Source organism: Nocardia puris (assembly GCF_036051655.1).
Lineage (GTDB): Bacteria > Actinomycetota > Actinomycetes > Mycobacteriales > Mycobacteriaceae > Nocardia > Nocardia puris.
On record NZ_CP107943.1, the window covers coordinates 6,079,767 to 6,102,301 of the forward strand.

The 22,535-nt window shown below is 72.4% G+C and carries 14 protein-coding genes; 6 read left to right on the top strand and 8 right to left on the bottom strand.

Features of this window, described 5'->3' with window-relative positions:
• Positions 1–118: 118 nt before the first annotated feature.
• Positions 119–991, bottom strand: a complete 873-nt coding sequence (locus OHB21_RS28135; RefSeq protein WP_195126507.1) for a serine hydrolase — start codon at positions 989–991, stop codon at positions 119–121.
• A gap of 292 nt (positions 992–1,283) precedes the next feature.
• The gene (locus OHB21_RS28140; protein WP_067502197.1) at positions 1,284–1,487 is read right to left on the bottom strand and encodes a hypothetical protein; all 204 of its coding nucleotides are present in this window, start codon (positions 1,485–1,487) and stop codon (positions 1,284–1,286) included.
• Between the two features lie 177 nt (positions 1,488–1,664).
• Between OHB21_RS28140 and recC the strand changes: the two genes are divergently transcribed.
• Genes recC through recD form a run of 3 tightly spaced genes read left to right on the top strand, consistent with a single transcriptional unit; the run spans position 1,665 to position 10,373 of the window.
• Positions 1,665–5,087, top strand: coding sequence for an exodeoxyribonuclease V subunit gamma (gene recC / locus OHB21_RS28145; protein ID WP_195124176.1), 3,423 nt, complete (start codon positions 1,665–1,667; stop codon positions 5,085–5,087).
• Between the two features lie 37 nt (positions 5,088–5,124).
• The gene (locus OHB21_RS28150) at positions 5,125–8,481 is read left to right on the top strand and encodes a UvrD-helicase domain-containing protein (protein ID WP_195124177.1); all 3,357 of its coding nucleotides are present in this window, start codon (positions 5,125–5,127) and stop codon (positions 8,479–8,481) included.
• Entirely contained in the window at positions 8,481–10,373 is a 1,893-nt protein-coding gene (gene recD, locus OHB21_RS28155) for an exodeoxyribonuclease V subunit alpha (protein ID WP_067502028.1), read from the top strand. The genes OHB21_RS28150 and recD overlap by 1 nt, the downstream gene beginning before the upstream one ends.
• A 3-nt stretch (positions 10,374–10,376) precedes the next feature.
• On the opposite strand, the gene OHB21_RS28160 is transcribed toward recD, so the two are convergent.
• The 4 genes from OHB21_RS28160 to OHB21_RS28175 all read right to left on the bottom strand — a co-directional run bounded on the left by OHB21_RS28160 (position 10,377) and on the right by OHB21_RS28175 (position 14,769).
• Positions 10,377–10,598: a hypothetical protein gene (locus tag OHB21_RS28160; protein WP_067502026.1), complete on the bottom strand. Its 222-nt coding sequence runs from the start codon at positions 10,596–10,598 to the stop codon at positions 10,377–10,379.
• 143 nt (positions 10,599–10,741) lie between these two features.
• Positions 10,742–11,623: an amidohydrolase family protein gene (locus OHB21_RS28165; RefSeq protein ID WP_067502024.1), complete on the bottom strand. Its 882-nt coding sequence runs from the start codon at positions 11,621–11,623 to the stop codon at positions 10,742–10,744.
• A 22-nt stretch (positions 11,624–11,645) separates the two neighbouring features.
• Complete coding sequence (locus tag OHB21_RS28170) at positions 11,646–12,683, bottom strand: nucleoside hydrolase (protein WP_067502194.1); 1,038 nt, start codon at positions 12,681–12,683, stop codon at positions 11,646–11,648.
• A gap of 508 nt (positions 12,684–13,191) precedes the next feature.
• Positions 13,192–14,769 (bottom strand): MFS transporter, encoded by a 1,578-nt coding sequence (locus OHB21_RS28175; RefSeq protein WP_407675263.1) that lies wholly within the window; start codon positions 14,767–14,769, stop codon positions 13,192–13,194.
• Positions 14,770–15,368: 599 nt separating this feature from the next.
• On the opposite strand from OHB21_RS28175, the gene OHB21_RS28180 reads away from it, so the two are divergent.
• Together OHB21_RS28180 and OHB21_RS28185 are read left to right on the top strand one after the other, a co-directional pair.
• The gene (locus OHB21_RS28180; protein ID WP_067502023.1) at positions 15,369–16,958 is read left to right on the top strand and encodes a TROVE domain-containing protein; all 1,590 of its coding nucleotides are present in this window, start codon (positions 15,369–15,371) and stop codon (positions 16,956–16,958) included.
• Between the two features lie 374 nt (positions 16,959–17,332).
• Positions 17,333–18,301, top strand: a complete 969-nt coding sequence (locus OHB21_RS28185; protein ID WP_195124506.1) for an arsenic resistance protein — start codon at positions 17,333–17,335, stop codon at positions 18,299–18,301.
• A gap of 366 nt (positions 18,302–18,667) precedes the next feature.
• Here the strand turns inward: OHB21_RS28185 and OHB21_RS28190 are convergent, their stop codons facing one another.
• A complete protein-coding gene (locus tag OHB21_RS28190; protein WP_084537233.1) occupies positions 18,668–20,014 on the bottom strand; it encodes a CoA transferase in 1,347 nt (448 codons plus the stop codon).
• A 40-nt stretch (positions 20,015–20,054) separates the two neighbouring features.
• Between OHB21_RS28190 and OHB21_RS28195 the strand changes: the two genes are divergently transcribed.
• Entirely contained in the window at positions 20,055–20,831 is a 777-nt protein-coding gene (locus OHB21_RS28195; RefSeq protein ID WP_195124179.1) for a thioesterase II family protein, read from the top strand.
• Between the two features lie 242 nt (positions 20,832–21,073).
• Here OHB21_RS28195 and OHB21_RS28200 read toward each other — a convergent pair whose 3' ends face one another.
• On the bottom strand, positions 21,074–22,504 hold the full coding sequence (locus OHB21_RS28200; RefSeq protein WP_067502017.1) for an SDR family oxidoreductase: 1,431 nt from the start codon (positions 22,502–22,504) through the stop codon (positions 21,074–21,076).
• Between the last annotated feature and the right edge of the window lie 31 nt (positions 22,505–22,535).

A 22,535-nucleotide genomic window follows, 5' to 3' on the forward strand; every position in this document is an offset into this window, starting at 1 on the left:
CCCGCAGCGTCACGACGAGATCGGTGTCGGCGGTGTGTTGCGCGGTCGTCGCTCACCGCGGGCCCGGCGGCGGAGTGAGCCGCCCCGGTCGCGCGGTGACCGGGGCGGGTCCCGTCCGTCAGCGGCCCGCGAGCAGGATCTCGGCCAGGCGGGTGTCGGTGTCGGCGCCCTCGGTGTAGCCGCCCTCGCCGCCGAGGGAGGTCATGATCGCCAGGGTATAGCGCTCGCCGGGGCCCGCGAAGCCGACCGAGTTCACCACCCAGCCGCCCTGTTCGGCGGACCAGCCGTTCTTGAGGCCCGGGCGCAGCCGCGCGCCCGCGCCCCAGACGCCCCAGTGCTGGTTGGAGTCGACGTTGCGCATCCGGTCCAGCAGGTAGTTGCGGTCGTCGGGGTGCATGACGGAGAGGACGTGGTCCATCAGCCGGTCCAGATCGGCGGCCGTGCACTTCTGGAAGGACCAGTCCGGGAACATCGCGGTGGTGGTGGGCTGCGGGATGAGCGAGACCATGCCGTTGGCGCGGAAGGCGTTGTTGAACGCCATCCGGTCGAAGCCCGCGTACTTGTTCCACAGCAAGTCGGCGGCGGCGTCGTTGGACGTGGCCAGCATGGCCTCGATCCGCTCGCGATCCTCGGGGCCGAGCACGACGGCGCCGACGCGCGCCCGGTTGAGCAGGTCGGCGGCGATGGCCAGCTTGATGGTGGAGGCCGTCCACACCGAATTCTCGGCGTGCTGGTTGGCGTAGACACCGCCGGTCACCCGGTCGCGCAGCACGTAGCCGGTGACGCCGGGCCGCGAGTTCAGGTAGGCGTCGGCCTTGGCGATCCGGTTGCTCAGATCGCAGTCGAAACCGTCGCGGCAGCCCGGCGCGGCGTGCGCGTGGGGGGCCGCGGCGGGGGGCAGCAGGAGGGGCGCGCTCGGGATCAGAATCGCCGCGGCGGCCAGGACACAGGCGGATGCGGCCACGCGCGGAACGGTGCGGGTGGCGGCCATGGGGTAACGCACGAGGGAAGACGATCGCACATCGCCGCGCGCGACGCACGTCTCGAGTCCCGATGGCCGCGAATTGCCAGGTCGATACGTGCTTGCACCACAGGGGGTTTCGCCGCGTACGGCGGAAGTTCTACGGCTCGCCGGCTGGGCAAGGCCTGGGCACCGTTGGCGTGGGTCCCAGGACAATTCGTGGGCGTGGGACTCGGTGTGGGCGGCGGAAACGGCCTCTGGTGCGCCCCCCGCGGGGGACGTCGACGCGGTTGGATGGGCGACAGGGCCCAGGGCGCCCCGGTCAGCGGAAGGCGGCGCGGAGGTCTTCGACGGTGCGGCCGTTGAGGCGGTAGCAGTGGGCGAAGGCTTCGGCGTGCTCCTCGCGCGGCCAGGTGTGCAGGACGGCGGTGCCGTAGTGACGCGTGTTCACCAACTCCCAGCGGTCGCCTACGCGGCGGACCGTGAACCCGCCGGTGGGGACGAGGGGGATCACCTTCGCATCCATGACGCGAACCAGCCTTTCGGTGCAGCTCAGCCTTTCCTCCCCGCGGAGCACTCTGGCACAGGGGTCCGACAGAATCGCGGCGACACGGCCGTGCGCCGCGCGGGTGTGTGGTCCAGCTCACGCCTCGGGCGGCGGGGCGGCGGGGTTGCGCGCCGGTCGCTGGCGTATAAACGTGCCATGCCGCTGCACATCCACCGGGCCGAGCGCGCCGACGCCCTGGCGGACGCGCTCGCGGCGCTGCTGGCCGTGCCGCCGCCCGATCCGTTCGCGGCGGAGGTGGTGGCGGTGCCCGCGAAGGGCATCGAACGGTGGCTCACCCAGCATCTGTCGGCGGTGCTCGGCGTCTCGGGCGGCGGCCGCGACGGCATCGCCGCGAACATCCGTTTCCCCTCGCCTGCCGCGCTGGTCGCGGAGGTGCTGGCGGCGAGTTCCGGCGTGGCGGCACAGGATGATCCGTGGGCGCACGAACGCGCGGTGTGGGCGCTGCTGCGGGTCGTCGACGCGGCCGCCGCCGAACCGTGGGCCGCGGTGCTGGCCCGGCACCTCGGCGCGGGCGATCCGCCGCGCGGGGAGCACCGGCTCGGCAGGCGCTACGCCACCGCCGCGCACCTGGCGGGCCTGTTCGAGGGCTACGGCGCGCAGCGGCCCCGGCTGATCACCGAATGGGCGTCCGGGGCCGACACCGACGGCGCGGGGCATCCGATCCCCGGCGACCTGGCCTGGCAGCCGCAGCTGTGGCGGCGGCTGCGCGGCGAGCTCGACGCGCCCAGCCCGGCCGAGCGGCTCGACGCGGCCTGCGCCCGGCTGCGCGCCGAACCCGATCTGGTCGAACTGCCGCAACGGCTTTCGCTGTTCGGCGTGACGCGGCTGCCCACCGATCAGCTGGCCGTGCTGGACGCGCTCGCCGTCACCCGCGACGTCCACCTGTGGCTCACCCACCCGAGCCCGGTCATGTGGTCGGCCCTGTCGGGCGCGCGCCCCGCGATCGCCCGCGCCGACGACGAGACCGCGGCGCTGGTCCAGCACCCCCTATTGTCGGGTCTGGCGCGCGACGTTCGAGAGACTCAGCAGCGCCTCGCCTCCCTGACGGCGGTGTCGACGGACGAACACATCCCGTCGGCAGCGAACCTGGCTGGGCCGGAGTGGTATCCGAATGCGTCCCCGGCGGCTGCCGAGGATGACAGCGTGGAGCACGCGAATCACCCTGCGCCACCAGATCATTCGACCCTGCTGTCGGCGTTGCAGGCCGGAATCCGGGACGACGCCTGGCCGCCGCCCGCGATCCCCGCCGACGACAGTGTGCGCGTGCACGTCTGCCACGGTCCGTCGCGACAGGTGGAGGTGCTGCGGGAGTGCCTGCTCGGGCTCTTCGCCGCCGACACCGCCCTCGAACCACGCGACGTGCTGATCATGTGCCCCGACGTGGAGACCTACGCCCCGCTCGTGCGCGCGGCGTTCGGCGCGCGCTCCGGGGGTGAGAGTCCGCAGGAGGCAACGCATCCCGCGCACCAGCTGCGCGTGCGGCTGGCGGACCGGGATCGGTCGGTCACCAATCCGCTGCTGGCCGTGATCGCCGTGCTGCTCGAACTGGCCGACGGGCGGGTCACCGTGACCCAGGTGCTGGATCTGGCCGCGGCCGAAACCGTGCGCCGCCGTTGTGGTTTCGACGAGGACGCGATCGAGCGGCTGCGCGAGTGGGCGGCCGAATCGGGGGCGCGCTGGGGGATCGGGCAGCGCCAGCGCCAGGCGTTCGGGCTCGCCGACTTCGGGCAGAACACCCTCAACGGCGCGGTGGACCGTATCCTGCTGGGCGTCACGGCCGACGAATCCGCCGAGGACTGGCTCGATCTCGCGCTGCCGCTGGACGACGTGGACAGCAACGACGTGGACCTGGCCGGCCGCTTCGCCGAATTCGTGGACCGCCTCGCGGTGTGCCTGCGCGATCTGCGCGGCCCGCGACCCGCGCACGAGTGGGCGGCCGTGCTCGCCCGCGCGCTGGACCTGCTGACCGACGTGCCCGACAGCCAGTCCTGGATGCGCACGGAGGCGCGCCGCGAGATCGCCGCCGCCACCGAGCACGCGGGGGACACGCCGCTGCGGCTGGCCGACGTGACGGTGCTGCTGTCGAGCAGGCTGGCGGCGCGGCCCACCCGCGCGAACTTCCGCACCGGCGAGCTGACCGTGTGCACGCTGGTGCCGATGCGCTCGGTGCCGCATCGCGTGGTGGTGCTGCTGGGCATGGACGACGACGTCTTCCCGCGCACCGGCGGCGTGGACGGCGACGACGTGCTGGCCCGCGATCCGCTGCTGGGCGAACGCGATCCGCGCGCGGAAGACCGCCAGCTGCTGCTGGACGCGGTGCTCGCGGCGCGGGAGAAGCTGCTGATCTTCCACACCGGCGCGGACCCGATCACCGGCGCGCACCGCCCGCCCGCCATCCCGGTCGCCGAGGTCCTCGACGCGGTGCGGGCGCACGTGGGCGCGGCGGGCATGCGCGAGATCGTGACCCGTCATCCCCTGCAAGGGTTCGATCGGCGGAACTTCCTGGCGGACAACCCGTTCAGCTTCGACGAGGTCGCCCTCGCGGGCGCGGTGGCCGCCGGCGCTGCGCCCGCGCCGCGTCCGCCGTTCCTCGCCGAACCGCTGCCGATGCCGGATCAGGGCGATGTCGCCCTGGCTGATCTGATCGCCTTCGCCGAACATCCCGTGCGTGGATTCCTCTGGCAGCGGCTGGGATTGCGCGTGCCCGACCACGAGGAGGACATCGCCGACCGGCTGCCCATCGAACTGGACGGCCTCGCGAAATGGGAGCTGGGCGAACGCCTGCTGGCGGCGCGGCTCACCGGTGCCGATCCGGCGGTGCTGCGGGCGGCGGAATGGCGGCGCGGCACGCTGCCGCCGTTCGCGCTCGGCGCGGCGGTGCTGGACGAGGTCGAGCACACGGTGGACCGGCTGGTCCGCGCCTCGCAACCCGACTACGAGGGTGAAGCGCGGGCGGTGGACATCGCGATCGACCTCGGCGGCGGACGCATGCTCACCGGCACCGTGCCCGAGGTCCGCGCCGACACGCTGGTGCGCACCACGTTCTCCCGGCTCGCGCCGAAACATCGCATGGCGGCGTGGGTTTCGCTGTTGGCGCTGGCGGCCACCGAGGACCGCCCGTGGCGCGCCGTGACCACCGGGCGCGGCCAATTCCACCGTCCCGCTTGGCGTTCCACGCTCACCGCGCCCGACGCCCCGGCGGCCGTGGCGATCCTGCGCGAACTGGTGCGCCTGCGCGATCTCGGCCGCACCGAACCCCTCCCCGTCGCGCCGACGGCCACCGCCGCCTACGCCGATCGGCGCTTCCGCGGCGGCGGCATCGACGACGCGATCGCGGCGGCCGAGCACGAATTCGGCGGCGACACAGCGGGTGCCAACAAATTCGGCGACCACACCGACCGCCACCTCCGCTACATCTGGGGACCGGCACCGCGCCTGGACGACTTGCTCGCGGCCCCCGCACCCGACGGTGAACCGGGCGAGACCACCCGTTTCGGCGCCCTGGCCCGCCGCCTGTGGGCGCCGCTGCTGGCCGCCGAGAACCTGGGGCAGCCATGAGCCCCGGTCCTGTGCAGCGCGGAAAGGGTTGGGCCGCATGACCGTTGACAACGCGCTCGCCTTCACCTCCGACACCGGCGACCGGTTCGACCCCTACGGTCCGCTGCCCACCGGGACCACGGTGCTCGAAGCGAGCGCGGGCACCGGCAAGACGCACGCGATCGTCGGACTCGCCGTGCGCTACGTAGCCGAAGCCGGGGTCGGGATCGACGAACTGCTGCTCGTGACGTTCAGCCGCGCCGCGACCCAGGAACTGCGGGAACGGGCCCGCGACCGGTTCGTCGCGGTGGCGGCGGCGCTGGCCGATCCGGAGGCGGCGGCCGGGCACGCCGACGACCTCGTGCGGCACCTGGCGCGCGCCGAGGCGGACGAGGTGGGGCTGCGGCGGGCGCGCCTGGTGGCGGCGCTGGCCGATTTCGACGCGGGCACCATCGCCACCACGCACAGCTTCTGCCAGCGCATGCTGGACGAACTCGGCCTGGCCGGGGAGCACGATCCGGCGGCCCGGCTGGTGGAATCCGTGGACGAGGTGGTGCGCACCGTCGCCGACGATCTCTACCTGCGCCGCTACGCGCGGGGCGAACCGCCGTTCCGCACCAAGGACGCCCACGCGCTGGCGCTGGCCGCCGTGCAGGACCGCCACGCGCGCTTGGTCCCCGACGACGGCGGCGAAGCCGGCGAGCGCGTCGCCTTCGCCACCGCCGCGCGCGCCGAGACCGAGCGCCGCAAACGCCTCGCCGGTCTGCGCGATTTCGACGACCTGCTCGTGCTGCTGCACGACGTCCTCGCCGATCCCGAGCACGGCCCGCGCGCCCGTGCCCGCATCCGCGAGCGCTACCGGGTGGCGCTGGTGGACGAGTTCCAGGACACCGACCCGTTGCAGTGGAACATCCTGCGCCACGCCTTTCACGGCCACGCCACGTTGGTGCTGGTCGGCGACCCGAAACAGGCCATCTACGCGTTCCGGGGCGCGGAGGTGCTCAGCTATCTCGACGCCGTCGCGCACGCCGACCGGCGCCGGGAACTCACGGTCAACTGGCGCAGCGACGCGGGACTGCTCGCCGCACTGGACCACGTGCAGGGTGGTGCGGCCCTGGGCCACCCGGAGATCACGGTCTATCCGGTCGCCGCGACACGCGGCTGGTCGCGGCTGTCGGGACCGGCCGACCTCACCACGCCGCTGCGCCTGCGGTGTCTGCCGCGCTCGGGGGCGGGCCCGCTCAACCGGTCGGGCTTCCCGACCGTCGGCAGGCAACGCGCCAGGGTCGCCGACGATCTCGCCGCCGATATCGTGCGCGTCCTGGAATCCGATGTGCGCCTGGATGTCTCGTCGGCCAAGGCGGGCGCGGGGGAGTCGGTGCACCGTCCGGTCGATCCGGGCGACATCGCGGTGCTGGTGCGCACCCGCACCCAGATCGACGTCGTGCGGGCCGCGCTGGACCGCGCGGGCATCGCCTCGGTGCTGGCGGGCGGCGTGAGCGTCTTCGGGACTCCCGCCGCAACCGACTGGCTGTGGGTACTGCGCGCGCTGGAGCAGCCGCATCGCTCCGACCGCGTGCGGCTCGCCGCGTGCACCCCGATCCTGGGGCGGACGGCGGCCGAGATCGACAGTGGCGGCGCCGATCTCGTCGGCCGGGTCAGCGCCCAGCTGCGTGACGCGGCCCGGTTGTTCGCGCGCGCGGGCTTCGCGGCCGTCTTCGAAAAGCTCTCCGCGGAAGCCGATCTCGCCCGCCGCCTGCTGTCGGTGGAGAACGGGGAGCGCGAACTCACCGATCTGCGCCACGTCGCGCAGCTGCTCGATCAGGTGGCGGCGGCCGAAGGGCTCGGGCTGACCGCGCTCACCCGCTGGCTCGGCGACCAGATCCGGGACCCGGCGGCGGGCACGGCGGGCGACCGCTCGCGCCGGTTGGATCGCGACGCGGCGGCGGTGCAGATCGCCACCGTCCACGCCAGCAAAGGGCTCGAATTCCCGCTCGTCTACCTGCCTTTCGCGTGGGACAACGCGAAGAACCCGTATCCGGCGACCCTGCTGTTCCACGACGACGACGGCGCCCGCGTGCTCGACGTCGGCGGGCCGGAGGCGCCCGGCTACCAGCAGCGCAAGAACCGCTGCGAGGCAGAGGAGGCGGGGGAGGAGCTGCGCCTGCTCTACGTCGCGCTGACCCGCGCCATGTGCCAGGTGGTGGCGTGGTGGGCCCCGTCCGCGAGTACCCCGGCGGCGCCGTTGCACCGGATGATCTTCGGCAGGCGCGAGGGCGGGACGCAGGTGCCTGCCAGGGCGCAGGTTCCCGCCGACAAGGCCGTGGTCGACACCTTGACCACGTGGGCTTCGGGTGCGGCGGAAGCGATTTCGGTGACGGCGGTGAGTGCGGCCGACGACGTGCGGGCGAAGCGGGCACGCCCCGAACCGTTCGGCGGTGCGCTGGCGGCCGCGCGATTCGACCGCGTGCTGGACCACCAGTGGCGGCGCACCTCCTACTCGGCGCTCACGGCGGGCGCGCACGAGATGCCCACGGAGACAGAGCCGGAGGACGAACGCGGGCCCGGCGACGAACCCGCCGCTCCGCCGGTGGACACGGCCGACCCTGTCGAAGCCGCCGCGCCGTCGCTCATGAACGGCCTGCCCTACGGCGCGGAGTTCGGCACCCTCGTGCACGGGGTGCTGGAGCGCATCGACACCGACGCGGCCGATCTCGAGACCGAGGTGCACACGCGCTGCCGCGAGGCCGTCGAGGAGGTCATGTCCGAGATGGACCCGGCCGTGCTGGGCGTCGCGCTGCTCGCGGTGCTGCGGACACCGCTCGGGTTCGGCGCGCTGGCCGATATCGCCACTCGGGATCGCCTGTGCGAGCTGGAATTCGAGCTGCCGCTCGCGGGCGGTGACACACCCTCCGGTCGCGCGGCGACGCTGCGGGCCATCGCGGAGCTGGTGCGCGCCCACCTGCCCGCCACCGACGACCTAGCGCCCTACGCCGACCAGCTGGCCGCCCTCGACGACGTGCATCTACGCGGCTACCTGACCGGCAGCATCGACGCCGTCCTGCGCGTCACCGATCCCAGGGGGACACCGCGTTTCGTGGTGGTGGACTACAAGACCAACAGCCTCGGCACCGGCGAACTCACCGTCGAGCACTACACCCGCGACCGCATGACCGCCGAGATGATGCGCTCTCATTATCCGCTCCAAGCCCTGCTCTATTCGGTGGCCCTGCACCGCTACCTGCGCTGGCGGCTGCCCGGGTACGACCCCGCCCGGCACCTCGGCGGCTGCCGCTACCTGTTCGTACGCGGCATGATCGGGCCCGGAACTCCCTCGGGGCGAGGGGTTTTCGACTGGCAGCCGCCGGCGGGGCTCGTGGTCGCCCTGTCGGACCTGCTGGCGGGTGAAGTGTGATGACCTCGATCCAAGTGGCGCAGCGGGGAACCGGGTTGCTGCGCACCTTCAACGAAGCCGGTGTGCTGAGCGCCGCCGACGTGCACGTGGCCCTGCGGCTGGGGCGGCTCGGGCGGGAGGAGTCCGAGGACGTGCTGTTCGCGGCGGCGCTGGCGGTGCGCGCGGTGCGGTCGGGCTCGGTGTGCCTGGAGCTGTTCCGGATGCGCGAGATCGGCATCGACGCCGACGAGGACTGGGACGCGGGCGAGGGCATCGATCCGGCGACCCTGCCGTGGCCCGAGATCCACTCCGTGGTGGCGGCGCTGCGGGTGAGCCCGCTGGTGTGCGGCGGACCGGCCGGACCGCTGCGCCCGCTGCGGCTGGTCGACCCGCCCGACGGCGACGACGGCGGCCCGCTGCTCTACCTCGACCGCTACTACCAGCAGGAACAGACCATTCGGCGGGTGCTCACCGACCGCGCGCAGCACCACCCGAAGGTGAACGCGCAGGTGGTGCGCACCGAACTGGACCGCCTCTTCGACAACCCGCTGGGCGCGGGCCCCGACCGTCAGCGTCTGGCGGCTGCGCTGGCCGCGACGCATTGGACGACCGTCGTCGCCGGCGGCCCCGGCACGGGCAAGACCCACACCATCGCCCGCATCATCGCCCTGCTCGAGGCGCACCGCCGCGCGGACCCGAAGGCCGCCGCGCTGCGCATCGCGCTGGCCGCGCCCACCGGCAAGGCCGCCGCCCGGCTCCAGGAGGCCGTGCGCGAACAGGCCGCCGCGCTCGGGTTGCCCGACCTCACCGCCGCGACTCTGCACCGCCTGCTCGGCTGGCAGCGGGGGCGCGGCACGCGGTTCCGCCACCACGAATTCAACCGGTTGCCCTACGACGTGATCGTCGTGGACGAGACTTCCATGGTCTCGCTCACGATGATGAGCAGCCTGCTCGCCGCACTGCGCCCCGACACCCGCCTGGTGCTGGTCGGCGACCCGGACCAGCTCGCGTCCGTCGACGCGGGCGCGGTGCTCGCCGACCTGGTGGCCGGCCCCGTGGCGAGCACCCCCAACCCCGTGCTGGACGACATCCTCGGCCCCGAATTCGCCGAGACGGGCGTGAACGCGCTCACGCCGCTGGAGCGAAAGCGCTTGCGGGGCGGCATCGTCCGGCTCACCCGGGGCCGCCGTTTCGGTGGCCGGATCGCCGATCTCGCCGTCGCGGTCCGCGCGGGCGACGCCGAGGCGGCGCTGGACCTGTTGCGCGCGGGCGGGCCGGAACTGTCCCTGTGCGCGCCCGAGGACAACGCCGCCGTCCGCGTCGACGTGGTGCGCGCGGCCCTGGCGGTGACCGAGGCGGCGGAGGCGGGCGAGGCGGCCCGCGCGCTCACCGCGCTGGAATCGCATCGCCTGCTCTGCGCCCACCGCCAGGGCCCGTTCGGCGTGGAGCGCTGGGACCGCATGGCGGCGGAGTGGGCGGCCGCCGGGGGAGCGGGGCCCGAGAGTTACTCCGCCCCTTGGTATCCCGGCCAACCCCTGCTCGTCACCGCGAACGATCACGAGGCGCGGATCTACAACGGCGACACCGGCGTGATCGTCCGCCAGGAGGACGGTTCATTGCGCGCCGCACTCCAGCGCGGCAGCGAACCGTATCTCGTGCATCCGACCCAATTCCCCGCCGTGGTCACGGTTTTCGCGATGACCATCCACCGCAGCCAGGGCAGCCAGTACGACACGGTGTCGGTGGTCCTGCCCGAACCCGAATCCACGCTGCTCACCAGGGAACTGCTCTACACCGCGATCACCAGGGCGCGCGGCCACGTCCGCATCATCGGCACCGACGAATCCATCCGCGCCGCCATCTCCCGCCGCGTCCTGCGCGCCAGCGGATTGTCCCGCGGCGCGCACCGGTGAGGCTCAGTGGCAGTACGGGTGGGGCGGCTGGGTGATGATGATCCTGGCCCAGCACGCGAGCAGGTCGAAGATCAGTTCGGCTTGCTGAGCCGATCCGCTGAACGATCCGGAGGCTGGGGTCGGGGCGACCGGGCCCGCGGGCGAGGCCGCCGCCGGTGCGGCTACGAGGGCGGTCGCGGTGAGGCAGACGACGGCGGCGCGTCGCGCCCGGGTGGAGATGTTCATGGGCGTACCTTTCTCTCGCCCCACATCGTTTCGGTGCCGCGCCGCAGCGGGCAAGCCCAGGAAGCACAGGGTTGCGCGGGCCGAATCGGGATGCTCGCCAAGGGTTTTCGTGCTGTTCTCGGTGAGAGGACACAAATCGTGCGTCAGCGCAGTCCGAAGTACCCGGCGGCGTTGTCGTAGGTGACGGCGCGCAACCAGTCGTCGCCGAGATCGAGGCGTTCCAGGGCCTCGATGGCGTGGCCGTAGGTGTAGGGGATGTTGGGGAAGTCGCTGCCGAACAGGATCTTGTCGCCCAGGTCGCGCACGCGCGGGCACTCGTGTTTCGGGAAGGGCGCGTCCGCCTCGCTGAAGTCGGTCCACACCATCGTGGTGTCGAGCACGACGCCCTCGTACTTCTCGGCGAGGTCGAGGAACTGCGAATACTCGGGGGTGCCCATGTGGGCGATGATCACGCGCAGGCGCGGAAACCGTCGCAGCACTTCGTCCATGGGGCCGGGGCCGGTGAAACGGCCGGTGGCGGGCCCGGATCCGCAGTGGATGAGCACGGGCACGCCCGCGTCCTCGAGCAGGCCCCACACCGGATCGAGCAGCGGGTCGCCGGGCGGAAAGTCACCGACTTGGATGTGCACCTTGAACACTCGCGCTCCCGCCGCCACCGCGTCGGCCACGTAGCCGGGGGCCTCCGGTTCCGGGTAGAAGGTGGCTGTGTGCAGGCAATCCGGTGTGCGGGCGGCGAACTCGGCGGTCCACTCGTTCAGCCACGCCCCCATCCCCGGCTTGTGCGGGTAGACGAGGGAGGTGAACGCGCGAACCCCGAAGTCGCGCAACGTCTCGAGCCGGACCTGCTCGTCCGCACGGTAGGTGATCGGCCACTCCCGTCCGACCAGCGGCCCGGCCGAGTCGAAGTACGCCCACACCTTGCGCAGCACCTGGTGCGGCATGAAGTGGGTGTGCACGTCGATGATTCCGGGCAGTCCCAGGCGGGTGCGGAACTCCGTGAGATAGGCGTTGTCGTCGTCGATCAACGGCGGCTCCTGTCCTCGGCCGTCACGTCGCGGGCGCGGGTGACGGGTAGCGGGCGGCGGCGAAATCGGCCACCCGCGCGATCAACCGGTCGAAGAACAGGGCGGGATCGGTGCCGATCACGATGTCCGCGTTGGGTTCCCGGCCCCACATGCCCGCCCAGTCGGCGACCGTGGTGGCGCGGGTGAGGGTGCCGGTGAGTTCCACGTCCACCGTCGCGGGCCGGGTGCGGGCCAGCGTGGGATCCAGCGCCACCGCCGCCGCGAACGGGTCGTGCATGTGCGCGAGGAAACCCTGGTCGTAGTCCTGATGGAACTCGAAGTAGAAGCGCACCGCGTCGGACAGGTGCCGCACGATCGGATTCGAGGCCGTCGAACGCTTCCCGCGCGGATCGTCGGCGGCGACCGCCTCGGCGGGCACGCTGCCCGCCCGGTCGGCGAGCAGCGCCAAGTGGCCGGGGCGCATCTCGATCGTCTCGGTGATGTCGAGTGCGCACACCAGCGGCCTGCGGTCGGGCGGGGCGGCGGAGAACGCGTCGAACACCTCCTTGGCGGCCTCGGGGTCGACGTGCACGTTCCACTCGTTGGTGGGTGTGGTGTTGCCGGGGTGGTTGAACGCGCCACCCATGATCACCAGGCGGCGCAGTAGACGCGGCAGCGCGGGTTCCGCGCGCAGCGCCAGCGCGAGATTGGTGAGGGGACCGGTGCAGAGTCCGACGATCTCACCGGGATGCTCCCGCGCGAGATCCACCCACAGGCGGGCGGCCGTGCGCGGGGAGAGCGCCCGCGCCGAGACGGGCAGCTCCGCGTAGCCGATGCCCTGCGGCCCGTGCGTGTCCTCGGTGGTGCGCAGCGGGATCGCCAACGGTTGCGCCGCCCCCAGCGCCACTTCGATCTCCGGCACCCGGCACACGTCCAGCCACGCGAGATTGTTCGCCGCGACCTGCGCCGCCCCCACATTCCCCGCCGTCGCCGCGATCCCCAGGATCTCGGCCTCCGGCGAGGCGAGCAGATACAGCAGCGCCAGCGAATCGTCGATCCCGGTATCGACATCCACGATCATCTTCTGCCGCACGCCCCGAGCCTAGCGACCACCCGGCATCCATTCTCGGCCCGGTGGCCCCTCAGGCGGAGCGCGCCCGGCCCACGGTGATCGGATAGGCGCTGCCGAGGATCAGCGCGCAGCCGAGCGCTTGCCCAGCCGAGGGTGTGGACCGCCGCGCCGAGCGCGAGCGCGCCGACGGGCGTCAGCAGCAGCGCCGAGCCCACCTCGACCCGGAGCAGGGGGAAGCCTGAAGACGCAGCGGAAGAACGACGCCGTGCCCGGGGAGCGCCACGAACAGACCCGACGCGGACAGCCCAAGCGCGCCCGCCGCCATTGCCGCGGCGGGCCGTCGGCAATCGCGCGGCGTCCGATCGCCGGTCCATTCGGCCGGTCATCTGCCCGATCGGAGAATCGCGCCGGCGGGCCGCGCATCCCCTTCGCGGCCGGCTGACCGCATCCGATGCGGCAGTGCATCGGATGTCATACGGAGGTCGAATCATCCTCCAGCACTGTGGAATCCACCCACTCAGTGGTCGCTGGACAGCGGCCCCGCCGGGATGCGGTGCAACCTGCGGGTGGCGACCACGGCGATGAGCAGGGCGGCGATGCCCGCGATCCCGGCCGTGACGTGCACGCCGTGCAGGAACGCGGCGCGTGCCGCCTCGAGCACGGCTTCGCCGGTGGCCGTGGGCAATTGGCCCGCGACGTGCACGGCGCCGCCCAGGGTGTCGCGCACCGAGACTGCGTCGGCGTCGCTCAGGCCGTCGGGCAGGGTGGTGGTGAGGTCGCCGCGATACAGGGCGATGCTGATGCTGCCCAGGATCGAGATGCCCAGCGCGCCACCCAGTTCCGCGCCGGTCTCCGAGACGCCGGAGGCCGCGCCCGCCTGTTCGGGCGGGGCCGAACCGACGACGATCTCGGTGGTGATGCCGAAGACCGGCGCCAGTCCCAGCGAGATGATCAGCGACGCCACCAGCGCCAGCCCGTATCCGCCGCCCGCCTCGAGCTGGGTCATCATCAGCAACCCCACGCCGGCGACCCCGAGACCGCCGCCGATGAGGTAGGCGGGCCGGACGTAGCGCACCAGGCGCGGCGCGGCCTGCGAGCCCACGATGAACCCGATGCCCGTCGGTGCCATCACCAGTCCCGACATCAGCGGCGACATGCCCAGCACCAGCTGGAAGTACTGCGCGACGAACAGGAAGTACCCGAACGCGACGAAGATGCCGACGATATTGACCAGCAGCGCGATGCGGAAGGTCCCCAGCCGGAACAACCGCAGGTCCAGCATCGGATCGTCGGCGGTGAGCTGGCGGCGCACGAACAGCGTGCCGAGCAACGCGCCCAGCGCCAGCCCGGCCAGCGCCGCGCCGCCCACCCCGTCCTGGGCGATCTTCTTCATGCCGAAGACCACCGTGATCATGGTCGCCACGCACAGCGCCGCGCTCACCGGATCGAGCCGGCCCGCCTCGGGATCGCGGAACTCCGGCAGCACCCGCGGACCGAGCACCAGCAGCAGCACCATGACCGGCACCGCCAGCAGGAACACCGACCCCCACCAGAAGTGCTCCAGCAGCACACCGCCGATCACCGGCCCGATCGCGCCGCCCGCCGAGAACGCACCGACCCACACCGCCACCGCCAGCGAGCGTTGCCGCGCGTCGCGGAACATATTGAAGATCAACGACAATGTGGCCGGGGCCAGGGTCGCGCCCGCGATTCCCAGCAGCGCGCGGCACAGGATCAGCGTCTCGGCGGTGGGCGCGAACGCCGCGAGCACCGAGACCAGCGCGAACAGCGCCGCGCCGGTCATCAGCATCCGCCGCCGCCCGATCCGGTCGCCGAGCGTGCCCATGGTGATGAGCAGGCCCGCCACCATGAACCCGTAGACGTCGATGATCCAGAGCAGTTGCGCGCCGGTCGGCGCCAGATCGGCGCTGATCATCGGCACCGCGAGGTGCAGCACGGTGAGGTCCATCGCGTACACCAGGCACGCCAGCGCGAGCACGGCGAGGCCCACCCATTCGGCGCGCCCGGCCCGCCGCGCGCTCTCGATCCCCGCGTCCTCGTCGACGATGTCCACGGTGCGAGTTCCTTCCGGCATACCCATGTCGATGGCAGTCATACGAGTGCTGACGCCCTGAGAGGCCCCATTTCATCGCTCGGCCGGGGACGGACGCAAAGGATTTTTCGGGCGCGCGGGCCGTCGGCTCACGACTTTCCGAGACCGACGCCGGGAACCCGTGTCGGCAGCGCGGCTTTCGGATGTCGCGTCGCGCCGCGAATTAATTCGGTGGCGCACACCGGATTCGGCTCGCTACTGTCTTTCACAGCACATCAACGGAGCGGGCCGGAGTCGGTCGGTTATCCACTTTCCTAATGGAGAGGTCGCGGGTTCGAATCCCGCCACCGGCGCGAGCCGGTGTAGCTCAGGGGTCAGAGCGCTATTACATCGGTCGGCACACCACGACCGCTCCCACGATGTGCCCGGCGTATGGGCGGGCCGGAGCCGATCGGTTATCGGTATCCCACAGGTTCGACTCCTGAACACCCTTCGGGGTGTCTCCGGTCGGCACACCACGACCGTCCCGCACGCCGGACCCGGACGCACGCGGCGGGCGCATTCTCCGACGAGGAGGATCGCCCGCCGGTCGCGTCCAGGACATCGAATGCCCCGGGTGGGGGGCCGGAAACGAGGTAGACATGGACGCATTGCAGGGCATCGGTACGCGCGCGACTCCGCAGCGGTTCGCCGCCGACTCGCGTCAGGTCCGCAACAATGCCGGGGGATTCACTTTCGAGGTCACCCCGCTGGTGCGGCTGCGCCGCTTTCTCACCCTCGGCACCGAGGGCGGCACCTTCTACGTGCGCGCCCAGGCGCTGACGCGCGAGAACGCCGAGGTGGTCCTGGATTTCGCGCGGCACCGCACGGCCGAGCTGGTGGCCGAGATCGTCGCCGTGTCCACGGCGGGCCGCGCGCCGAAGCAGAACCCCGCGCTGTTCGCGCTGGCCGCGGCCGCCTCCCTCGGCGACGTCGAGGGCCGGCGCACCGCGCTGGCGGCGCTGCCGCTGGTGGCGCGCACGGGGACGCACCTGTTCCTGTTCGCCGGTTACGTCGAGCAGTTCCGCGGCTGGGGTCGCGGGCTGCGGCGCGCGGTCGGCGACTGGTACCTGCGCACCCCGGTCGACGACTTGGCGTATCAGGCCGTGAAGTACCGGCAGCGGGAGGGCTGGACCCACCGCGACCTGCTGCGCCTGGCGCACCCGGGCACCGTCGAGCCCGACCGCAAGCGACTGTTCGACTGGATCTGCGGTCGCGAGGTCGCCCACGACGGGCTGCGGATGGTCGAGGGCTACGAGCGCGCCCAGCGCGCCCCGCTCGCGCGGATCCCGGAGCTGGTGCGCGAGTACCGGCTGTCCTGGGAGATGCTGCCCGACGCCGCGGTCGACTCGCCCGCGGTGTGGGAGGCGTTGCTGGACAACGGACTTCCGCAGACGGCACTACTGCGGCAGCTGCCGCGCCTGACCCGGCTGGGTCTGCTCGGGCCGGGGAGCGCGCGCACCGGCGCGGTCACCGCGCAGCTCGGTGACCGGACGCGGCTGCGCAAGGCGCGCGTGCACCCGGTGAGCGTGCTGCTGGCGCTGCGGACCTACGCGTCGGGGCGGTCGGTGCGCGGCGACGGCACCTGGACGCCGTCGGGGCCGATCGTGGACGCGCTGGACGCCGCGTTCTACGCGGCGTTCGAGGCGGTGGACCCGACCGGCAAGCGGCACCTGCTGGCGCTGGACGTGTCGGGTTCGATGACCGTCCGGATCTCCGGTCTGCCGCTCTCGGCGCGGGAGGCGAGCGCGGCGCTGGCGCTGGTCACCGCGAGCACGGAGGACTCGCCCCACCTCCTCGGCTTCACCGGTGGGAGCGGGTGGGGCGCCGCCGTGTCCCCGCTCGCGATCAGCCCGCGGCAGCGGCTCGACGACGTGCTGCGCACGATCGAGCACCTGCCGTTCGGCGGCACCGACTGCGCGCTGCCGATGCTGTACGCGCTGGAGAAGGGCCTCGAGGTGGACGTGTTCTCGGTGTACACCGACAGCGAGACGTGGGCAGGTTCGGTGCACCCGCACCAGGCTCTGGCCCGCTACCGCCGCGAGGTGAACCCGGAGGCGAAGCTGGTGGTGGTCGGCATGACCTCCACCGGGTTCAGCATCGCCGACCCGTCCGACGCGGGCATGCTCGACGTCGCCGGGTTCGACGCCGCCGTGCCCGGGGTGATCGCGGACTTCGCGCGCGGGGAGTAGGCGGGGGGAACGCCCTCCGGGACAACGGGTGCGTCCGTGTTCGTGCCACAGTGGTGCGGGCACGGGCGCAGTCGGTTTCGCTGTCCGTCGAGTCGGAGCACGCTCAGGGCGGGAAGCCGTCGGTTTCATCCGGCTCCGAATGCGTCGCGGTGCGTGCACGGGGCGCTGTCGGTTCGCCATCGCAAGTGCGGCGGGAGACGTCAGGGTGTGGGTCCGCGTTCACCGCCCTCGCCGCCACGCTGCCGGCTCGCGATGTGAGACTGGGCGGCGGACCTTCGTGGGCGGAGCACGGAGGTGTGTTCGGCGGGGTCGCCCGCCGTGGGCGTTGCCGACCGGCAGCGCACGTTCGGGGAGAGGGACCGGTGCGCACATCGATGACGGCGTGGCTGGAGCGCCACCAGATTCCGGTGTACTCGGCCGCCCTCGCAGTCGGAGCGCTCGTCGGTTTCGTGTGGCCCGGGGCCGGGCACGGTCTGGAGGTGAGCATCTATCCGGTGCTCGGCGCCCTGCTCTACGCGACGTTCCTCCAGGTGCCGTTCACCGCGTTCGGCGCGGCATTCCGGGATGTGCGGTTCCTGGCGACGGTGCTCGTCGTCAACTTCGTCGTGGTGCCGCCGGTGGTGGCGGTGCTGACGATGTTCCTGTCGCTGCCGCAGGCGGTGCTGCTCGGTGTGCTGCTCACGTTGCTGACGCCGTGCATCGACTACGTCATTGTCTTCAGCGGATTGGCGGGCGGTGATAGTCAGCGCCTGCTGGCCGCCGCGCCGCTGCTGATGCTGGCCCAGATGCTGCTGCTGCCGGTGTGCCTGTGGTTGTTCGTCGGCGCCGACCTCGCCGACGTCGTGGAGGCGGGCCCGTTCCTCGAGGCGTTCCTCCTGCTGATCGCGCTGCCCTTGGCGCTGGCCTGGGGCACCCAGCTACTGGCCCGGCGCCACCGCGCGGGCGAGGTGCTCACCGGAGCCATGAGCACCGCGATGGTTCCGCTGATGGCGGCGACGCTCCTGGTCGTCGTGGCGAGCCAGTTCCCGAAGATCACCGGGGAGTTCGATCAGGTCGCCCGCGTCGTCCCGATCTACGCCGCGTTCCTGATCGTCATGCCGGTGCTCGGCCTGGCCGTCGCCCGCCTGGCCCGGCTCGGCACCGGCCCCGGTATCGCGTTGCTCTTCTCCGGCGCCACCCGCAACTCCCTCGTCGTGCTGCCCCTGGCGCTCGCCCTGCCCGACGGCTACGCCCTCACCCCCGTCATCGTCCTCACCCAGACCTTGGTCGAACTGGTCGGGATGGTCATCTACGTCCGAGTCGTCCCCGGCCTCACCCGCGCCGCGCTACCGGCGAATCCCTGACCGGCGCGGAGCCGATCGGAGAGCGGGCCGCCGCAGCGCAGCTGGGCCGGGAACGCGAGACAGGAGCGCCTGCCCCCGCACCGTCCGATTGATCACGGGATTCATCGCGCGCCCGGCCGAATTCAGCTCCGGTCACCACGGCCGCGCTCCGATCGCGCGTTGCAGTCTCGCCCCGAAGGCCCCGCCCGTGGTGGGAGTCCACCTCGATACCGGACCCGGCCGACCTCGCCCAAGGATGAGCGCACTCAGCGACCCGCGCCTGGCATCCGGAGTCCAGCAGCTCCGAGTGCGCGCCGATCAGCGCTGAGGCACGGCGACCAGCGCCGGGCTTCCGCTGCCCACAGCCGACCGGGCGGCGGGAGCCGGTCAGCGGGTGCGGACGGGCCAGGCGGGTGCGCCGGAACCCTGCCGAGGAGCCGGCCACGCGTAGTCGGGATACTCGGCCAGCGCGGGGACGGCGGTCACCAGCGGGCCGTGCGCGACCGTCACGTCGGCGACGGGAATCGTGGGATTGGCGTGCTTGGCCGTGCGGCCGGGCGCTGTGAGCAACCAGGACGCGGTGCGAGCCAATGAGACTCGCACGTCGCGGCCGATCCCGTCGGCGGTGCGGGCCGCGAGGGCGTCGATCACACCCGCCGCCATGAGGTAGCCGGAGGCGTGGTCGAGCGCCTGGGCGGGCAGCGCGCCCGGCACCGAGGGCGCGCCCTCCAGGATGGAGATGCCGGTCGCCGCTTGAACGATGCTGTCGAAACCGCGCCGGGAACCCCACGGCCCGGTCTCGCCCCACGCGCTCACCCGCGCGTGCACCAACCCGGGTCGCACCGCCGTGGTGAGACCCGCGTATTCGAGCGAGCGGGGCCGGTACCCGGTGACGAGCACGTCGGCGGAGGACAGTAGCTCGTGGAAGGCGGGGGAGTGCTCCCGGATGTCGAGCAGCGTGGAGTGCTTGCCCTGGCAGGTGTCGGCGTACTGCCAGGGGATCTCCGGTAGCCACGGCGGATCCACGCGCAGCACCTCGGCGCCGAGCAGGGCCAGCGTCCTGGTGGCGACCGGTCCGGCGATCACCCGGGTGAGGTCGAGCACCCGCACACCGCGCAGTGGCTGGAAAGGCGTCGCATCGGAACGGAACTGCACCCCGGCGCGATCCTCACGCTGCTCCACGGCCACCAGCGGGCCCGACGCGGCGGCCACGGCCTGCGGCGTCTCGGCCCATTCCTCCTCGGTGCGCACGCGCACGGCGATCGCGCCGGTCGCGGCGGCGTTGTCCTCGATATCGGAAGCGCGGCTCATGGCGATCTGGGCGACCGCCAGATCCAGCGGCGCGTCGTCGGGCAGACCCAGCGCCTGGTAGAGGCGGATCCGGTGGTGCTGATAGTTCGCGTGGGTGCGCACCCAGCCGTCGAAAGTGGGGAAGAATCCGGACAGGTCGGAGAAGGTCGGTACGGTACGTCCGTCCACGCGCAGCAGGCGGTCGCTGGAGAAGGCCGCCGTGACGCGCGCGGGGTCGATCCGGTGCGGCACGGGGGCAAGATGATGCGCGTCACGCAACCGATTCGCCGCCGCGGCCACGGCGGCCACCGACCCGGCGGCCAGCGACCAGACCGGCAACGTCGCGGCGAGATTGCTGCCGGGATCGGGCGAGTGCGTAATGGAGGAAGCGGGTACTCCGATTCCGGCTTCGTAGTCGTGGACCAGCGGTGCGTGCGCATTCACCAGATCGAGACTAGCGGCACCGGAGAGAGTGGAGGATCACGTGGCGGGACCGATCGACGGCGGCGGCTGGCTGCGCACCCTGCGCACCGACCCGGACCCACGGCACTACCTGGTCTGTTTCCCGCCCGGCGGCGGTTCGGCCGGTGCCTACCGGGCTCTCGTGCGGGCGATCGGACCGGGCGCCGAGGTGCTCGCCGTGCAGTATCCGGGTCGACAAGATCGTTTGGGCGAGCCGCAGGTACCCGATCTGCACCGCATGGCCGACGCGATCGCCGCGGAGTTGCTGACGCGCCGCCGCACCCCGCTCGCGCTGTTCGGGCACAGCATGGGCGCCACCCTGGCCTACGAGACGGCGCAGCGGCTGACGCGTGGCGGGCAGCCCGTCGCGGCACTGTTCGTCTCCGGCCGTCCCACACCGGATTACGCCGAACCGGGCCGCCTGCACCTGGGCCCGGACGACGCGCTCATCACCGAGCTGGAACGCCTCGCCACGGACCCGTCGTCGGTGGCGATCCTGCGCGCCGACCCGTCCCTGGCCGACCTGGTGCTCCCCGCCGTCCGCGCCGATTACCAGGCCGTGGAGACCTACACCCACCGCTCGGACGACCCGCTGCCCTGCGATATCGCCGCCCTCGTCTCCACCGAGGACCCCACCACGACCCCCGAGCAGGCCGACAGGTGGGGCGAGTTCACGCGCGGCGCGTTCGAGCGCGCGACGTTCCCGGGCGGGCACTTCTACCTGGACGATCACGTCGAGAAGGTCGCGGCCTTCGTCACGGCCCGCTGGAACGGCGTCGGAAAGCTTTCCGGGAGCTGACAACTCGACCGTGCAGCACGAACGCGCGCAGCGCCGCCTCGCGACCGTCCCCGACCCGCCCGGTGCGGTTCAGGCTGGGCGCGCCGAGCACGAACCGGATCGTCGACCATCGCAGGAGCGGCGCCTTGTCGCGCACGCGCGCGCCGAGTCGTCGCCTGTCACCGCTGTCCGCCATGCGCCCTCCGGGATCCGCGTCCGCCGATGGCGTGCGTTCTGCGCCCCCGGCGGGCGCGAGGGAACCCCTACCAGGGGGACGGGCGGTAGTCCTTCAGGAAGACGCCGTAGAGATCGTTGCCGTCCTCGCCTTGCACGATCGGGTCGTAGACGCGGGCGGCGCCGTCGACCAGGTCCAGCGGGGCGTGGAAACCCTCTTCGGCCAGGCGGACTTTCGTGTAGTGCGGGCGTTCGTCGGTGATCCACCCGGTGTCCACGGCGGTCATGAGGATGCCGTCGGTGTCGAACATCTCCTTGGCGGAGGTGCGGGTGAGCATGTTCAGCGCGGCCTTGGCCATATTGGTGTGCGGGTGGCCCGCCCCCTTGTAGGCGCGGCTGAACTGTCCCTCCATCGCCGACACGTTGACGATGTACTTGCGCCGGGCCTGCGCGGCCGCCATGGCCGGGCGCAACCGCGACACCAGGATGAACGGCGCCACCGAATTGCACAGCTGCACCTCGAGCAGCTCGGTCGGATCGACCTCGCCGACCGTCTGCACCCAGCTGTTGGTGTGCGCCAGATCGGGCACCAGACCGCCCGCGTCGATCGCGACACCGCGCGAAATGCGTTCGGGCGTGGCCGATCCCGCGACCAATGCCAGCTCCGCGACATCGGCCGCGGTGAGCGAGGGCGTCAGCGAGGCGGTGAGCGCGGTGGGGTGCTGCTGCATGGTCTTGCCGAACGTCACCACATCGGGCAGCGCGCCCGCGGGCAGCGGCGCGGACTCCGCCTCCACCAGCGCGCTGTAGGCGCCCGCCGAGCGGCGGACGGTCTGCGCGGCGTTATTGATGAGGATGTCGAGCGGGCCGTGGGCGGCGACGTCGTCGGCCAGCGCCACCACCTGGGCCGGATCGCGCAGATCGATGCCGACGATACGCAGCCGATGCAGCCAGTCGGCGCTGTCCTCCATCGCGCTGAACCGGCGGATCGCGTCGTTCGGGAAGCGGGTGGTGAGGGTGGTGTGCGCGCCGTCGCGCAGCAGGCGCAGCGCGATGTACATGCCGATCTTGGCGCGCCCGCCGGTGAGCAGCGCGCGGCGGCCGGTGAGGTCGGTGCGCGCGTCGCGTTTGGCGTGGCTGCTCGCCGCGCACTCGGGGCACAGCTGGTGGTAGAACGCGTCCACCCGGGTGTAGCGCTGCTTGCAGATGTAGCAGGGCCGCGCCCGGATCAGCGTGCCCGCGCTCGCGCCCTCGGCCGACGAGGAGATCGGGATGCCCGCGGTCTCGTCGTCGATGCGCGTGGGGGAGCCGGTGGCGGTGGCGGCGACCACGGCGCGGTCGGCCGAGGCCACGCGGTCGCGGGCCTCCACGCGGCGGCGCTGCTTGAGCTTCTTGAACATGTGCCCGACGGCGCGCTGCACGGCCACCGAATCGGGGTGTTCCTTGTCCAGCCGGCCTGCCTGGTCGAGGACCCGCAGACAGGTGGCCAGCTCGTCGGGGTCGATACTGCTCTCGGCCATCGGGTGCGGCGACATCCTTCGTGAACTGGGC

Coding starts and splice junctions, on each gene's coding strand:
- recC (WP_195124176.1), top strand. CDS start 1,665: ATGCCGCTGCACATCCACCGGGCCGAGCGCGCCGACGCCCTGGCGGAC.
- OHB21_RS28140 (WP_067502197.1), bottom strand. CDS start 1,487: ATGGATGCGAAGGTGATCCCCCTCGTCCCCACCGGCGGGTTCACGGTC.
- OHB21_RS28170 (WP_067502194.1), bottom strand. CDS start 12,683: ATGATCGTGGATGTCGATACCGGGATCGACGATTCGCTGGCGCTGCTG.
- OHB21_RS28175 (WP_407675263.1), bottom strand. CDS start 14,769: ATGCCGGAAGGAACTCGCACCGTGGACATCGTCGACGAGGACGCGGGG.
- OHB21_RS28135 (WP_195126507.1), bottom strand. CDS start 991: ATGGCCGCCACCCGCACCGTTCCGCGCGTGGCCGCATCCGCCTGTGTC.
- OHB21_RS28200 (WP_067502017.1), bottom strand. CDS start 22,504: ATGGCCGAGAGCAGTATCGACCCCGACGAGCTGGCCACCTGTCTGCGG.
- recD (WP_067502028.1), top strand. CDS start 8,481: ATGACCTCGATCCAAGTGGCGCAGCGGGGAACCGGGTTGCTGCGCACC.
- OHB21_RS28150 (WP_195124177.1), top strand. CDS start 5,125: ATGACCGTTGACAACGCGCTCGCCTTCACCTCCGACACCGGCGACCGG.
- OHB21_RS28185 (WP_195124506.1), top strand. CDS start 17,333: ATGACGGCGTGGCTGGAGCGCCACCAGATTCCGGTGTACTCGGCCGCC.
- OHB21_RS28160 (WP_067502026.1), bottom strand. CDS start 10,598: ATGAACATCTCCACCCGGGCGCGACGCGCCGCCGTCGTCTGCCTCACC.
- OHB21_RS28180 (WP_067502023.1), top strand. CDS start 15,369: ATGGACGCATTGCAGGGCATCGGTACGCGCGCGACTCCGCAGCGGTTC.